The organism is Pseudomonas sp. F01002 (assembly GCF_004402115.1).
Taxonomy (GTDB): domain Bacteria; phylum Pseudomonadota; class Gammaproteobacteria; order Pseudomonadales; family Pseudomonadaceae; genus Aquipseudomonas; species Aquipseudomonas frigoris.
This window is the reverse complement of record NZ_SOPU01000026.1, coordinates 86,638-102,430: the sequence shown is the minus strand read 5'-3', so window position 1 is coordinate 102,430 and position 15,793 is coordinate 86,638. Positions and strand designations below refer to the sequence as shown.

Genomic DNA, 15,793 nt, shown 5'->3' with positions numbered 1-15,793 from the left:
CTCATGATCGGGCGTCCTGGTTGTGAGCTATCTCTAACAATTCCAACAAAGAGAGAGGCAATACCAATGGGTGTGTACGACTACAAAAACTTCGGTACAGCCGATTCCAAAGCGTTATTTACCGACGCGATGGCGATCACGCTGTATTCCTACCACAACCTGGATAACGGCTTTGCCACTGGCTATCAGCACAACGGCTTCGGCCTTGGCTTGCCGGCGACACTGGTGTCCGCACTGATCGGTGGCACCGACTCCCAGGGCGTTATTCCCGGAATCCCATGGAATCCCGATTCGGAAAAAGCCGCATTGGACGCGGTGCAGAAAGCCGGCTGGACGCCGATCACCGCCACGCAACTGGGCTATGACGGCAAGGTCGACGCACGCGGAACGTTCTTCGGCGAAAAGACCGGGTACACCAGCGCTCAGATGGAAATCCTCGGCAAGTACGACGCGCAGGGGCATCTCAGCGAAATCGGTATCGCCTTTCGCGGCACCAGCGGCCCACGAGAAAGCCAGATCAGCGACTCCATCGGCGATGTGATCAATGATCTGCTGGCGGCGCTAGGGCCCAAGGATTACGCCAGTAACTACGTCGGCGAAGCCTTCGGCAACCTGCTTGGCGACGTTGCGGCCTTTGCCCGGGCCAATGGCCTGTCGGGCAAGGACGTGCTGGTCAGCGGTCACAGCCTCGGCGGGCTGGCGGTCAACAGCCTGGCGGATTTGAGCAACGACAAGTGGGCCGGGTTCTACCAGGATTCCAACTACATCGCCTACGCCTCGCCGACCCAAAGCGGCACCGACAAAGTGCTGAACGTCGGTTACGAAAACGACCCGGTGTACCGCGCCCTCGACGGTTCATCGTTCAACCTGTCGTCGGTGGGCGTGCACGATGCCGCCAAGGTTTCGACGACCGATAACATCGTCAGCTTCAACGACCACTACGCCTCGACAGCGTGGAATGTACTGCCGTTTTCGATCCTCAACATCCCGACCTGGATCTCGCACTTGCCCACCGCCTATGGCGACGGCATGAACCGGGTGATCGAGTCGAAGTTCTACGACCTCACCAGTAAAGACTCGACGATCATCGTCGCCAATCTGTCGGACCCGGCGCGCGCCAACACTTGGGTTCAGGATCTGAATCGCAACGCCGAAACCCACAAGGGCAGCACCTTCATCATCGGCAGTGACGGCAACGATCTGATCCAGGGTGGCAAGGGCAATGACTACCTGGAAGGCCGCGATGGCAACGACACCTTCCGCGACGGTGGTGGTTACAACATCCTGTTGGGCGGCAAGGGCAACAACGTGCTGGATGTGCAGCAGTCGGTGAAAAACTTCGACTTCGCCAATGACGGCGCCGGAAGCCTGTACATCCGCGATGCCAATGGCGGCATCAGCATGACCCGCGACATCGGCAGCATTGTGACCAAAGAGCCGGGGTTTCTCTGGGGGCTGTTCAAGGATGACGTGACCCACAGCGTCACTGCCGATGGCCTTAAGGCAGGCAACAACCTGACTCAGTACGCATCAACGGTGAAGGGCGGCACCGGCGCCGATACGCTCACGGCTCACGGAGGTGGCGATTGGTTGTTGGGGCTGGAGGGCAACGACCATTTGCTCGGCGGCAAGGGCAACGACGTGTTTGTCGGCGGGGCGGGCAATGACTTGGTGGAGTCGGGAGGCGGGATCGACACGTTCCTGTTTAGTGGCGCGTTTGGTCAGGACCGGGTGGTTGGCTACCAGGCCAGCGACAAACTGGTGTTTCTCGGGGTTCAGGGTGTGACGCCGAACGACGACTATCGGGCGCATGCCACGGCGGTGGGGCACGACACGGTGCTGACGTTTGGGGGGGATTCGGTGACGTTGGTCGGGGTTGGGCTGGATAGCTTGCCGGGCGGGGGAATCGTTATCGCCTAGGTTTGCTGCCACACCATCAAAAGATCGCAGGCTTCGCCAGCTCCTACGCCGGTCGTGGGTGTAGGAGCTGGCGCAGCCTGCGATCTTTTGATTTTGCTGTTCAGTCTTCCTGTCGAATCGTGGTCACTTCATCGGCCTTGACCTTCACTTTCGCCCCGGAAATATCTTCGAACTCGAAGAAGCCGTCCTTGGTCTTGGTTTTCGGCGTGTCCTTGGTCAAATACTGGGTGCCGTTCTGCAGCGTCACAACCGTTGGTGTCGAGCAACCGGCCAGGGCCAAAAAGGCCGCTACCGCCAGGGGCAAGCCCAGAGTCTTGATATTCATAACCACCTCTCATCCTTCAAAAAAACAGCGCGACTGCCACGAGCGAAATCAATCGTCACTGTACCTCTAACGCGGTTGGTGCGATGGATCGGCAGAAAGTTCATAGCCATCCGAAAAATTACCGAATAACGCCGCCGCTGATCCTTTTCCGTTTGCACCGGGCAGGGCGTAGCTGGTATCTGTACGCATAACCAGTACTCGCTCGCCATGGCCTTTTTCCTGTGACTGCAAACCCTCTCGACGATCCGTTCTACTACTTGAACAACTTCATGCAAGTGCTTGATTGGCTTGAGCATCGCTATGCCGATGTGCTGAGCGTCGAAGAGCAACACTTCATTCGCGAGTTCAAGCGGTTGCCCCGTGAGTCCAGGGCGCTGCTGGTCAGGATGGTGATGCGCAAGGGGAATCACTTCCGGGCGAGCAAGCTGCATTATGTCGAAATCGGCGACATCGCCATCGCCGCCGGCCCACTGCTGGCGCTGGGCTGGATCGATGAGCAATCGCCGCTGTCGATCGAAGCGCTGTTCGAGGTGTTGCTCAAGGCCGAAATTCTCCAGTGTTTTGGCACCACCATCGATCAACCAAAAGGAAGAAAGACCGATTGGCTGCCCGCATTGAGCGAACAGTTTCCTCAGGCTCACAGCTTCGGCCAGTGGTGCCCGTCGCTGGATGACCGATTGTTCAGCCTGACCATCATGGGCCTGTGCGACCGCCTGCGCTTGATGTTTTTCGGCAATCTGTACCAGGACTGGTCCGAGTTCGTGCTGGCTGACCTGGGCATCTTTACCTATGAAAAAGTCGAGTTCTGCGCCGACTCCCGAGGCCTGCGCAGCCGTGACGACGTGGACGCCTGCCTCTTCCTTTATGAGTGTCAGCAGCATTTCGAGGCCGGCGAAGCCGTGGACGGCATTGTCGAGCAGATAAAAGGGCTGGCGCTGAGCAATCCCTGGCTGCAACGACGTCGCGGCAAATTGTTATTCCAGATAGGTCAGCACTGCGAGCGCATGGCGGATTTCTCTACCGCACTGGCGATCTACCGCGAGTGTGCCTATCCCGGCGCGCGCCTGCGGTTGATTCGCGTGTTGGAGCGCTGCGGTGAATTCCAGCTGGCCATGGACCTGGCCGCCGCGGTGGAGCAATCGCCGGAAAGTGCCGCCGAACAGCAACAATTGCTGCGTGTGCTGCCCAGGCTGCGGCGCAAGTTGGGCGGGCCGGTGATAAAGCGCTCGTCCCCACGGGAGATGCTGCGCCTGGACCTGCAACTGCCCAGAACCGACCCGGCGTTGTCGGTGGAGTCTTACGTTCAGGCGCATTTGGCGCAAGAGTCGGCACCGGTGCATTACGTCGAAAACAGCCTGATCAACTCGCTGTTCGGTCTGCTGTGCTGGCCGGCGATTTTCGCGCCGTTGCCGGGGGCGTTTTTCCACCCGTTCCAGCGTGGGCCGGTGGATCTGCTCAATGAGGACTTTCACGCGCGCCGCGCGGAGCTGTTCCAGGGTTGCCTGTCTGAACTCGATGACGGGCGTTACCGCCAGACGATTCGTGAACGCTATGCCAGCAAGTGGGGCGTGCAGTCGCCCTTCGTGTTCTGGGGTGTACTGAGCGAAGAATTGCTCGATCAGGCACTCGATTGCCTGCCGGCCGAACACCTCAAGCACTGGTTCAATCGACTGCTGTTGGACATCAAGGCCAATCGCGCCGGCATGCCAGACCTGATCCAGTTTTGGCCGCAGGACAAAACCTACCGGATGATCGAAGTCAAAGGCCCCGGTGATCGCCTGCAAGACAATCAATTGCGCTGGCTCGAGTTCTGCCATGAGCACCAGATGCCGATTGCCGTCTGCTACGTGCAATGGGCGGAGCAGAGCGCTTGAGTTACAGCATCGCGGTGCGGGCGCTGTGTGAGTTCACCGCCAAGGTCGGTGACCTCGACCTGCGTTTTACGCCTTCGCCGACGGCGCTGGAAGGGATTGTCGGCCACCGTACGGTGGCGTCCCGGCGCAGCGAGGGCTACCAGAGTGAAGTCGCGCTTGAAGGCCTGTATCAAACGTTAAAGGTAAAGGGCCGGGCCGACGGCTACGACCCCGCGCAAAATTGCCTGGAAGAAGTCAAAACCTATCGCGGCGACTTGAGCAAGCAACCGGCCAACCACCGTCAGCTGCACTGGGCGCAGGCGAAGATTTACGGCTGGTTGATGTGCCAGAAACTGCAGCTGGCGCAGATCAATCTGGCCCTTGTGTACTTCAACATCGTCAATGAAAAGGAAACCTGCCTGGTCGAGGCTTTCAGCGCCGCGCAATTGCGGCTGTTCTTCGAACAACATTGCGCCTTGTTCCTGCTCTGGGCCGAGCAGGAAATGGCTCATCGCGAAGGGCGTAATCGGGCCGCGCAACAACTGGCGTTTCCCCATGCCGACTTTCGACCCGGGCAACGCCATCTGGCGGAATCGGTGTTCAAGGCCGTCAGCACCGGTCGTTGCTTGATGGCTCAGGCGCCTACGGGGATCGGCAAGACGGTCGGCACGCTGTTCCCCATGCTCAAGGCCCTGGCGCCGCAGCAATTGGACAAGGTGTTCTTCCTCACGGCGAAAACCCCGGGGCGCAAACTGGCGCTGGACGCCGCGCAAGTGATCCTCGACAGCGCCGACGCGCCACCCTTGCGGGTGCTCGAAATGATCGCCCGGGACAAGGCCTGCGAGCATCCGGACAAAGCCTGTCACGGAGAATCCTGCCCGCTGGCCCAGGGGTTTTATGATCGTTTGCCCGCCGCTCGCCAGGCGGCCAGCAAGTTGTCCCTGCTGAACCAGAACGCTTTGCGCGAGGTTGCCCTGCAACACGACGTCTGTCCCTACTACCTGAGCCAGGAAATGGCCCGCTGGGCAGACGTGGTGGTCGCCGATTACAACTACTATTTCGATTTCAGCGCGCTGCTGTTCGGGCTGGCCCAGGCCAATAACTGGAAAGTCGCGGTGCTGGTGGACGAAGCGCACAACCTGGTGGAGCGTGGCCGGCAGATGTACAGCGCCAGCCTCGACCAATCGACCCTCAACGGTGTACGAAAAACCGCACCCGAGGCGTTGAAAAAACCCTTGCAGCGGGTCAACCGTGAGTGGAATGCCCTGCATAACCTGCAACTCGGCGCCTATCAGGCCTATGACAAGGCGCCGGAAAAACTGCTCCAGGCGTTGTTATCGTGCAGCGCGAGCATCGGCGACTACCTGAACGATCATCCGCAAGGCCTGGACGGAGCGTTACAGAACTTCTATTTCGACATGCTGCAATTTTGCCGGGTGGCCGAGCTCTTTGATGAACAGTTTCTGTTCGACATCAGCAAGCGCGACCTCGACCGCCAACGCAACCTGTCGCAGCTGTGCCTGCGCAACGTGGTGCCCGCCGGCTTCATCCGCCCGCGCTTGACGGCAGCACGCAGCAGCGTGCTGTTTTCCGCGACCCTGAGCCCTCGCCACTACTATGCCGACCTGCTCGGCACGCCGGTGAACACGGTGTGGATAGACGTTGAATCGCCATTTCACGCCGATCAGCTGCAAGTGCACATCGTCAGCCAGATCTCTACGCGATTCGTCCATCGCCAGTCTTCCCTTGCGCCGATCGTCGAGCTGATTGCCCGGCAGTTCAGCCAACGTCCCGGCAATTACCTGGCGTTTTTCAGCAGCTTCGATTATTTGCAGCAAGTGGCGCAGTTGCTGGCCGAGAAACATCCACACATCCATCTGTGGTCGCAGTCCCGGGGCATGGGGGAAGGGCAGCGACAGGACTTTCTCGATCAGTTCACCGCCGAGAGTCAGGGCGTCGGTTTCGCGGTGTTGGGCGGGGCGTTTGGCGAAGGCATCGACTTGCCGGGCGCGCGACTGATCGGAGCGTTTATCGCCACCCTCGGACTGGCGCAACTCAACCCGGTCAACGAGCAGTTGAAACAGCGCATGGCGGCGATTTTCGGCGCCGGTTATGACTACACCTACCTGTTTCCCGGTGTGCAGAAAGTGGTGCAGGCGGCGGGGAGGGTGATCCGTACCCAGCAGGATCAAGGGGTGGTGATGTTGATCGATGATCGGTTTGGCGACAGCAAGGTCAAGCAGTTACTGCCGCGCTGGTGGTCGATTGCTCCGAGGATTTTGCACGCTATCGAGTAGGATTTTTTACTTTAAAAACATCGACATATCTTGAAAGAAAGGCCCGTTTGAACAATCAGTGAATGCCGTCTTTATTCAAAGAGCCAGTCATCACTTTCAAGCTGAATCTTTGATAAGGAAATCAAGATATGTCAGTAGCACCGAAATACACGTACACCCCTGAGCAAGTCACCGCAGCATTCAATGAAATAAAAGTGACACTGTTCAGCGGCATCACGGCCGAGGCAACCCCAAAAATTCTGGTCGTTGCCGGGCTGCAAGGGTCAGGCAAAACCTATCTGCTGGAAAAGAACCTGCTACCTTCAAAACGCTACGAAAACTATGTTCGCCTTTACCTGCCCGACTACCGCAAGAAACACCCCCAATACACAGAGATGATCAAACTTGGCGTCTTGCATGCGTATGAGCATACCGAGGCATTTGTTCGTGAAGTCAGTAGGAAGATCTTTACGCAGGCCTTCACGGATAAATTCAACATCATCATGGAATGTGCGTTCGACAGTGTCGATTTCGTTGCTTTTGCGACTTCGGCGACCCCCGCCGGCTATCAATTCGAGACTCACATCGTTGGCTGCACTCAAGAGTTTGCTCATGTGTCGAGCATTAAACGAGCGTTCAAAAGCCTTGAAGACCAGAAAATGGAACGGTTTCTCACGGTATCGAAGCTGAATGCCAGCATGAGTTATGCGCCTGCGATCATCCTGGCCTTCGAGACGGCTGCAAAGGCGGTTAGCGGCTCGCAAATCAATGTGTACGAACGCGGGTTCGGCGTGTTGAACGAGCGGACCTTGATTGCCCAGAGTACCTACACCAAAGCTGCCGACGGCTCCGTCACCACAACGACAACCAAGGTGGATTTTGCGTACAGCGTCTATTCCAGCATCATCGACAACCATGTCTTCGCGGTGAGCGATCGCGACGAAGTGGTCAAAGAGTGCCATCTGGCACTGTGCAAGATTGCGACTCATGCTTCGCATGTTCCGAATTTCGTCTACAACGATCTGTACGCCTACATCGTCAAACACGTGAATCGATAACACGTACGACGAGAGTCGTTTATCTGACTTTCCAATTTCGTGGTTTGCCGCATACTCCAGAAACACAACAGTGCCGTGAGGAATCAATGAGCGAGGGTCGAGAAAAAGCCAGCGCCATCGAGGACAGCCGTTTTCGATTGTTGATCGATGCTGTCGTTGATTACGCGATCTACATGATTGATCCCGATGGAACCATTACTAGCTGGAACGCTGGCGCCAAGCGTTTCAAGGGGTATGAAGAAGCCGAAATACTCGGCCAGCACTTTTCGCGTTTCTATACCGAAGAGGATCGCCGTGCCGGTTTGCCCCAGCGAGCGCTGGACACGGCGATCAGGGAGGGGCGTTTCGAGGGGGAAGGCTGGCGGGTTCGCAAGGACGGCACGCATTTCTGGTGCCACGTCGTCATTGATCCGATTCTCGACCCGTCGGGCAAGTTGCTAGGGTTTGCCAAGATTACCCGCGACCTGACCGACCGCAAAATGGCCGAAGAAGTCCTCAAGCAAAGCGAGCAGCAGTTCCGCCTGCTGGTTCAAAGCGTCACTGACTACGCCATCTACATGCTCGCCCCGGATGGTCGCGTGACCAACTGGAATCCCGGGGCTCAGCGAATAAAGGGGTATTTGCCCGAAGAAGTTATCGGCCAGCATTTTTCGATGTTTTACACCCCGGAAGACCGCGAGGCCGGCGCCCCACAACGGACCCTGGACATTGCAATACGTGAGGGGCGATTCGAAAACAAAGGCTGGCGCGTGCGCAAGGACGGTACGCGGTTCCTGGCCAATGTCGTGGTCGATCCGATTTGGGGCGAAACCGGCACGCTGCTCGGTTTCGCCAAGATCACCCGTGATATCACCGAAGCCGCACAAGCCCAGCAGGTGCTGGAGCAAACCCGCGAAGCGCTGTTTCAGGCGCAGAAGATGCAGGCCATCGGCCAACTCAGCGGCGGCATTGCCCACGACTTCAACAATTTGCTGACCGTCATCCTCGGCAATCTCGAAATCGTCCGCAAACGCGTGGGGGACGATCCGAAAATCACCCGATTGGTGGACAACGCCACTCAGGGAGCCTTGCGCGGCGTCTCTCTGACCCAACGCATGCTGGCTTTTGCCAGACGTCAGGAGCTCAAAGCCGAACCCGTCGAGATACCGGCGCTGGTGCAAGGGATCATCGGGCTGTTGCGCAGCTCGCTTGGGCCTTCCGTGGTACTTGAAACCCGCTTTTCGCGAGAACTGGAACCGGTCTTGGCCGACGTCAATCAGCTTGAGCTGGCGGTGCTGAACCTGGTGACCAACGCCCGCGATGCAATGCCCCATGGCGGAAAAATCGTGATCAGTGCCAAGACCGAAGAAACCTGGGATCAACCGCAGCTATCCCTGCTGTCAGGCCGTTATGTCTGCCTGAGTGTCAGCGATACGGGGGAGGGCATGGATGACGCCACACTCGCTTCGGCAATGGACCCGTTCTTCACCACAAAAGGCGTTGGCAAAGGCACGGGGCTGGGACTTTCGATGGTGCATGGTTACATCGAGCAACTGGGCGGACGATTCGTCCTCAAGAGCCAGAAGGACATAGGCACGATCGCCGAACTGTGGATACCCATCGCCACGACTGGTTCGGTTGCCAAGCCCGTTACCGAGGAGGCCGCACCGCCGATGCACCGTCTATGCGTGTTGGTCGTGGATGATGACAGCCTGGTGTTGACCAGTACCTGCCTGTTACTCGAAGACCTGGGGCATCGGGTGATCAGTGCGACGTCCGGGGCGCAAGCGCTGAAAGTATTCGACAGTGAGTCAGCGATTGACCTGGTCATCACTGACATGGCCATGCCCCAGATGAATGGCGCGGAACTGGCGCAGGCTATCCGAACCATGAAGCCGGACCTGCCGATCATCCTTGCCACCGGTTACGCCGAGCGCCTGGAAGGTTTCGCAACCAGACTTCCGCGCCTGTCCAAACCTTTTACCCAACTGAATCTGGTGGAGATCATCGCCACGGCCATGAAATGACCAGCGAGCTCAATGTTCGGCGGCGGATCCCGCGTTCTTCTTGAAACCGCGCACGTTCATGGCGCACAGACAAAACTGCAACACGATCAGTGCATAGGCTTGAGTGTGGTAACCCCAGATCACCCATAAAACATTGCTGACAATAAAACAGATGAAACCCGAGACCCTGCGTCTGGGGTTTTGCGAGCCGATCAACCACGCCGCCAGCACCGTGTTCAGCATCGCTGGCCATTGCACCCAATCGAGATAATCCATCCCCATTCCTTAATGTCAGACCCTTATGTGAGGGACCACAGTGACGAGGCACCGTTCGAGGCTTTGCCTCACGATGCCTTTGAATTTTTCGCCATCGAGTGGCTCAGAGTTTTTAACAGCGTCCTGGAGCACTCCCGCCATGAGCCATCCTATGCCGGCGGGCACCGGGCACTGCAGCCTGGACCAGAGCAGTGATTTTCTGGTCGTTGGTGCCTATCCAAAAGGCCAGGAAAAGTATGACATTCAGCGTCCGGACCCGACGACTCACGACCAGTCCGTTGCTCGTATTGCCAAGGTTCCACTTCCCTTGGCCGATCCTGTGTATGGCGGCGAGGGTGCCTTGATGGGTGCCTGGAGGGCGCGTTGAAATCCAGCTGAACTTGTCAGTAGACGTTTCTTCTAAACGTTTCCTACCCCGTGCGTGCCCCTCCTGTGCCAAGAATACTGACCAAAGCCCCGACCGAAGAAAGCCTGACCGAACACAATGCGAAGATGTTCGGCTCACCCAAAGATCGCCTGGATTTCTACCGCCGGGAAATCCAGTACGAAACCAGCATTCTGGCCAATCGCACCGACGCCTACCTGGCGGCGCAATCGTTTTTGGTGATTGCCTTCGCGTCCTGCATGTCCAACCTCAACCCCGAGTGGGGAAAACTCTTCACCCTGGTGGTGCCGCCATTCCTGGCGCTATTGGGGCTGCTCAGTTCGCTCAACGCCTGGCCGGGGATTCGCGCGGCATACGACATCATCGATCACTGGCATTTCAAGCAGAGTGAGTTGTTGCGCAGCGAACCCTTGATGGGCCTCGCTTACGATGAGTCGCCGCTGTTCAGTGAGATGGAATCGTCCCATAAGGGGTATCGCAAGTCGTTGTTGTTTTCGGTGCGTACGCCATGGATTTTCGCCTCCTTCTGGGTGCTGCTGGGCAGCTACGCGTTTTATATCCAGGTGACCAACCCCGGCGCGTGAACCGAACAACAAAAAAGGCCCGGCATATGCCGTAATGCCGGTCAGTTAAGGGGGTGAACACCGCAACCTCTGTGGGAGCAAGCTCGCTCCCACAGGTTTTGCACCTTAACTGACCAGCATTAGGCATATGCCGGGCCTTTTGCTGCCTCGCCACCAGCATCAAGCCGCCAGATTGGCTGCGCTCATTTCTTTCTTGTATTGGGCTTTCAAGCTTTCCATCTGTGCGCCCAATTCCTCCAGGGTGGCTTTACCCAGCAACTTTTTGGCCTGGGGAAACATTTCCGTTTCCTCCTCTTCAATGTGATGTTCCAGCAGTTCCTTGACCACTTTCACGCGACCGGCGAATTCGGGGGTGGACGGATCGGTGACTTTCAGGTCTGGCAGCACCAGCGAATCTACGGTGCGATGTTCTTCCTTGGCTTCGTAATACATGACGTCCTGTTCCTTGCCCCCAGCCTTCTTGTACGCCGGGTACAAGACCTCCTCTTCGAGACGGGTGTGGATGGCGATCTCCATTTCCAGTTTGGCCAGTAACTCGCCGCGTTTTTTAACACCACGTTCGGTGGATTCGCTTAATTGGGTCAGGATGCCTTTTACGCGTTCATGGTCTGCTTTCAACAGGTCTATGGCGTTCATGGTCGAGTCTCTCCAACGAGTCAGGGGGTGAGCGCGAACGGTCTCAAGGCCGAAAGTCGCTCATTGTCCTTGAGCATTTGTCGTGCCGGTTTGCCGATGCGATAACTTGTTTATAAAACAATAAGTTGAAGTGACTGATGGCGAACTGCGGTCATGCAGCCTGCATGAGTCTGGAAATTGACTCATGCAGTTCGCAGGGGAGCATTAATGTTCCAGACAATAAAAAGCCCGGCGACTATCCCCGGGCTTTTCAAGTTCAGGCTCGGGATTCGGGGTGCTGGAGCAAACGATGAGCGTTTTGCGTGGACATCGAGACAGGCGGGAAATCTTCGTTGAGCAGCCGCAAGTGCTCGATCGCTTCCTCGAACTTCAAGTCGGCCTTCCTGCGCATGGCCTGATAGCGATCAAACCGTTCCACATCCATGTCGCTCACCTCAAGTAACGCCCAGGCGCTGCGGCTCAGTGCCTGGGCGTCTTCAAACATTTGACAATTACGTTCCTGGGCGAAGGCCCGGCAGGCTTTGATTTCTTCGGAGGTGGAATAGTGAATCATGACCAGCACCAGATTTTCTCAAGGTTCCTGTTGATAGGTATCGACGCCGCAGGGGAACCGAACCTGGCAAGTCCCTCCGTGCAAAAGCCGGGCGGGATTAGAGTTGTGACTGGCCGGGTCGCGAAGAATTTCAAATTTATGAACGTGAAAATTCGATAATTCCGACCCTGAACGCACAGACCTCAAATCAAATATCCTGTTTTTTATGTTGTTCATATCGAGCCAGGATCGGTTGAGTACTGATCCCGTGGATGAGGATGCTGAGCGCGACCACGGACAAGGTCAGATCCATGCAGAGTGTTGAGATCGACGCGCCCAGCCCGTGGTTCAGGGCATAAAACAGGTAATACAGACTGCCGATGCCGCGTATGCCGAACCAGCCAATCAACATTCGCTGGCGCCCGTTGAGCAAATTGCCCCAAGGCATGGCGATGACGCTCAGCGGTCGTATCAGGCAAAACAACACGCCGGCGATCGGCAACGCACGCCAGTCCCAATGCGCCATCAGCACCACGCCGAGCAGCGTCACCAGAAACACTTCCATGGCCCGTTCCACCAGACTGCCAAAGGCGAGCATGTCGCCCATCATGATTCCCGCGGCGACCTGGGTGTCTTCAAGGTTCTCGGTATCGCCATGAACGGCGTCTTGCGGCTCGACGTTCTGATGTCCCACAACAGGCTGAACGAGATGCTCGGCGGGAAGTTCGTCGTCGCCCGTGGATTTGACTTCTTCGTGACGCAAGCCCAGACCGGCGGCAAACACCGACAGAAAGCCGTAACCGTGAATCGACTCGGCCCCGACATAAGCCAGGGCAATCAAGGCGAGGGCGAGATAATCATTCGGGGAAAGGGTGCTGTCGTCATTCTGGATTCGCATCAACAAGGTCAGGCGGCCAATACCGCGTCCCATCCAGTAGCCGGTGAGCAAACCGGCCGGGACTGCCCACAACAGACTGCGTAGCACCCAATCGCTCAGCCAGCCGGGGTTGCCGTCGTGCTGCACCAGGAGCAGGCCGAGGATGACAAACGGGAAGGCGATCCCGTCATTGAGCCCGGCCTCACCCGACAGCCCGAAGCGCACGCTGTCGTCATCCCGGGCGTCGTTGACTTGTACCAGGGCAGCGAGCACCGGGTCGGTGGGCGCCAGAATCGAACCGATCAACACGGACGCGCCCCAGGACAATTCGAAACCGTAATGCAGCAACAGGCTGACGCCGGAAATGGTCAGCACCATGACCGGACCGGCCAGGCCGTAGGCAATGCGCCAGTTTTTATCCTTGAACGGCAAGCGCAACTTCAAACCGCAGACAAACAACGAAAACAGCACTGCGACTTCCGTCAGGTGCTCCATCCAGGTGGACGCATTATCGGTGTCCAGTTTCAACAGCCCGAGCCCCGCTGGCCCGATCGCCACACCCAGCACAAGGCATACCGCCGACGTAGTCACCGGCATCCAGCGCAGGTACGACGACGTCAGTGCCAGTGTCAGCAGCACGGCACCCAACACCGCCACCCATAAAATGAAGCTCATGCTCGGTACTCGTCGGGTGCGTGCTGCTCCAGATATCGAAAGGCCCGCCAAAGGAGGGCCTATAAAATGTGGAGTTCTGGAAATGCTGGCAGGTTCAATTTAAAGCATCGGTTTGCCGCCGGTAATCCCGTACCGTTGTCCGGTGATGTAACTGGCCTCATCCGAGGCCAGCAACACATAAATCGGCGCCACTTCCACCGGTTGACCCGGCCGGCCGAGCGGGGTCTGCCCACCAAAGTTCTGCACTTCTTCATCGGGCATGGTCGAGACAATCAGCGGCGTCCAGATCGGCCCCGGTGCCACGCAATTCACCCGAATGTTCTTCGGCCCCAGCATCTGCCCCAGGCCAGCGGTGAAGTTGGCAATCGCACCTTTGGTCGTGGCGTAAGGCAGGAGGGTGGGTTTGGGCATGTCTGAATTGACCGAACTGGTGTTGATGATCGAACTGCCGGGTTTCATGTGCTTCAACGCGGCCTGACAGAGCCTGAAAATGGCGGTGATATTGACGTCGAAGGTCATCACCCATTCTTCGTCCGGGATGTCCTCGAAGTGTTCATGGGTCATCTGGAACGCCGCGTTGTTAACTAGCACATCGATCCGGCCGAAGCGCTCGACCGTCTTGTCCACCAAGGCCTGGCAGTGCGCTTTCTGCGCCAGGTCACCGGGCAGCAACAGGCACTGCCGTCCGGCCTGTTCGACCCAGCGTGCGGTTTCCTGTGCGTCTTCATGTTCATTGAGGTAGGCGACGGCGACATCCGCGCCTTCACGGGCGAAGGCGATCGCTACGGCGCGACCGATGCCACTGTCGGCACCGGTGATCAGGGCGATCTTGCCGTCCAGTCGGCCTGAGCCCTTGTAGCTTTGTTCGCCACAGTCGGGGTACGGGTCCATTTTCTTTTGGGAACCGGGGACTGGCTGGGCCTGTTTCGGGAAGGGTGGTTTGGGATAGGCAGTCGTTGGGAAATCTCCGTTCGCAAGGCAGAAGAGTCAAAGGGTTGACCCTGGTGTTTTGCCTTGAGTTCGGTTGGATTTCATGTCGCGAAAAATCAAAAGATCGCAGCCTTCGGCAGCTCCTACAGGGTGTACGCAATTTCGCGTAGGAGCTGCCGAAGGCTGCGATCTTTTGATCTGGATTCAGGCTTTGCGATTGAGCAAACTACGCTCCATCCGCGCAATGCCTTCTTCCAGCAATGCCCGCGGGCAGCCGAAATTCAGGCGCACGAACTGTTTGCTGTTATCGCCGAAATCCAGACCAGGGCTCAACCCGACCTTGGCTTGCTCAAGGAAAAACTGCTGAGGGTTATCCAGTCCCAGCGCCGAGCAATCGAGCCACGCCAGATACGTGCCTTGCGGGATATTCATGGTCACACCCGGCAGTCGTGTGTTGACCGCTTCCACCAGATAATCCCGATTGCTTTGCAGATACGCCTTCAGCCCGGCCAGCCAAGGGCCGCCTTCGCTGTAGGCGACACGAGTCGCTTCCATGCCCAACGGGTTGACGCTGTCGACCATGCCGCAGCGGGCGTGGTTGACCCGCGTACGCAACGCCGAGTCCTGAATGATCATGAAAGACGTCTTCAGACCGGCAATGTTGTAAGCCTTGCTCGCCGACATCAGCGTGATGGTGCGCTTGGCGATTTCCGGGCTCAGGGAGGCCGTCGGAATGTGCACACGCCCGTCGAAACACAGCTCGGCATGAATCTCGTCAGAGATGATCCAGGCATCCTGCTCCAGGCAGATGTCGGCGACCGCTTGCAGTTCTTCTCGCGGGAAAACTTTGCCCACCGGGTTGTGCGGGTTGCTCAGCAGCAGCGCACCGCCACCGGTCAGCGCCTGGTTCAGGGCATCGAGTGGCGTGGCGTAAGTGCCGTCCGCCAACGCGTCGAATTCGAGTTCTACCTTGTTCAAACCCCAGTGCCCCGGCGCATGACGCAGCGGCGGGTAGTTCGGGACCTGAACCACGACGTTCTGCTGCGGCTGGACCAGCGCATTCAGCGCCATGTTGAAACCCGACTCCACGCCCGGCAAGAAAATCAGCTCCTCAGGCAATACGCGCCAGGCGTACTTGTTCCACAGGTCAGCGACGATGGCATCGCGCAAGTCATCCTGGGCCACGCTGTAGCCGAGCATCGGGTGTTCCAGACGTTTTTGCAGGGCCTGGATGATCACCGGCGGTGCGGAGAAGTCCATGTCGGCCACCCACATCGGCAATACGTCGGCCTGGTAACGGCTCCATTTGGTACTGCCGGTGTTGTGGCGGTCGAACACCTGATCAAAATCGAAAGTCATGCTCAGTCTCATAAAGGGCAGGGTAAATCCGACAGTCATGATAAACGCCAAGCCCCTGTGGGAGCGAGCTTACTCGCGAAAGCGGTGGCTCAGCTTGCATAGATGTTGAATGACCCACCGCC

Annotated in this window: 12 protein-coding genes and 2 pseudogenes; 7 read left to right on the top strand and 7 right to left on the bottom strand. The window is 57.7% G+C overall.

Going from position 1 to position 15,793, the window contains the following annotated elements:
- The first annotated feature begins 66 nt into the window (after positions 1–66).
- A complete protein-coding gene (locus E3W21_RS22585) occupies positions 67–1,920 on the top strand; it encodes a polyurethanase (RefSeq protein WP_134421908.1) in 1,854 nt (617 codons plus the stop codon).
- A 100-nt stretch (positions 1,921–2,020) separates the two neighbouring features.
- On the opposite strand, the gene E3W21_RS22580 is transcribed toward E3W21_RS22585, so the two are convergent.
- The gene (locus tag E3W21_RS22580) at positions 2,021–2,245 is read right to left on the bottom strand and encodes a YgdI/YgdR family lipoprotein (RefSeq protein ID WP_129444202.1); all 225 of its coding nucleotides are present in this window, start codon (positions 2,243–2,245) and stop codon (positions 2,021–2,023) included.
- Between the two features lie 221 nt (positions 2,246–2,466).
- Between E3W21_RS22580 and E3W21_RS22575 the strand changes: the two genes are divergently transcribed.
- The 4 genes from E3W21_RS22575 (at position 2,467) to E3W21_RS22560 (ending at position 9,438) form a co-directional block, all read left to right on the top strand.
- Entirely contained in the window at positions 2,467–4,119 is a 1,653-nt protein-coding gene (locus E3W21_RS22575) for a VRR-NUC domain-containing protein (RefSeq protein WP_134421907.1), read from the top strand.
- Positions 4,116–6,395 carry an ATP-dependent DNA helicase gene (locus tag E3W21_RS22570; RefSeq protein WP_134421906.1) on the top strand — a complete coding sequence of 760 codons (2,280 nt, stop codon included), beginning with the start codon at positions 4,116–4,118 and terminating at the stop codon, positions 6,393–6,395. Before E3W21_RS22575 ends, E3W21_RS22570 begins: the two co-directional genes overlap by 4 nt.
- Positions 6,396–6,523: 128 nt before the next feature.
- On the top strand, positions 6,524–7,432 hold the full coding sequence (locus E3W21_RS22565) for a zeta toxin family protein (protein ID WP_134421905.1): 909 nt from the start codon (positions 6,524–6,526) through the stop codon (positions 7,430–7,432).
- An 86-nt stretch (positions 7,433–7,518) separates the two neighbouring features.
- The gene (locus E3W21_RS22560; protein ID WP_134421904.1) at positions 7,519–9,438 is read left to right on the top strand and encodes a PAS domain-containing sensor histidine kinase; all 1,920 of its coding nucleotides are present in this window, start codon (positions 7,519–7,521) and stop codon (positions 9,436–9,438) included.
- A 9-nt stretch (positions 9,439–9,447) separates the two neighbouring features.
- Here the strand turns inward: E3W21_RS22560 and E3W21_RS22555 are convergent, their stop codons facing one another.
- Complete coding sequence (locus E3W21_RS22555) at positions 9,448–9,693, bottom strand: hypothetical protein (protein WP_134421903.1); 246 nt, start codon at positions 9,691–9,693, stop codon at positions 9,448–9,450.
- 151 nt (positions 9,694–9,844) lie between these two features.
- Between E3W21_RS22555 and E3W21_RS22550 the strand changes: the two are divergent.
- Both E3W21_RS22550 and E3W21_RS22545 read left to right on the top strand, forming a co-directional pair.
- Positions 9,845–10,060, top strand: a pseudogene (locus E3W21_RS22550) (cupin); the annotation flags it as partial.
- Positions 10,061–10,125: 65 nt separating this feature from the next.
- Complete coding sequence (locus E3W21_RS22545) at positions 10,126–10,662, top strand: hypothetical protein (protein WP_129445180.1); 537 nt, start codon at positions 10,126–10,128, stop codon at positions 10,660–10,662.
- A gap of 159 nt (positions 10,663–10,821) precedes the next feature.
- Here E3W21_RS22545 and E3W21_RS22540 read toward each other — a convergent pair whose 3' ends face one another.
- The 5 genes and pseudogenes from E3W21_RS22540 to E3W21_RS22520 all read right to left on the bottom strand — a co-directional run bounded on the left by E3W21_RS22540 (position 10,822) and on the right by E3W21_RS22520 (position 15,671).
- A complete protein-coding gene (locus tag E3W21_RS22540) occupies positions 10,822–11,298 on the bottom strand; it encodes a hemerythrin domain-containing protein (RefSeq protein WP_046055244.1) in 477 nt (158 codons plus the stop codon).
- A gap of 256 nt (positions 11,299–11,554) precedes the next feature.
- Positions 11,555–11,851, bottom strand: a complete 297-nt coding sequence (locus E3W21_RS22535) for a hypothetical protein (RefSeq protein ID WP_134421902.1) — start codon at positions 11,849–11,851, stop codon at positions 11,555–11,557.
- Positions 11,852–12,038: 187 nt separating this feature from the next.
- Positions 12,039–13,382: a sodium:proton antiporter gene (locus tag E3W21_RS22530; RefSeq protein WP_129444188.1), complete on the bottom strand. Its 1,344-nt coding sequence runs from the start codon at positions 13,380–13,382 to the stop codon at positions 12,039–12,041.
- A 99-nt stretch (positions 13,383–13,481) separates the two neighbouring features.
- Positions 13,482–14,336: pseudogene (locus E3W21_RS22525) on the bottom strand (SDR family oxidoreductase); the annotation flags it as partial.
- A gap of 180 nt (positions 14,337–14,516) precedes the next feature.
- Positions 14,517–15,671 carry a MalY/PatB family protein gene (locus E3W21_RS22520; RefSeq protein ID WP_134421901.1) on the bottom strand — a complete coding sequence of 385 codons (1,155 nt, stop codon included), beginning with the start codon at positions 15,669–15,671 and terminating at the stop codon, positions 14,517–14,519.
- Between the last annotated feature and the right edge of the window lie 122 nt (positions 15,672–15,793).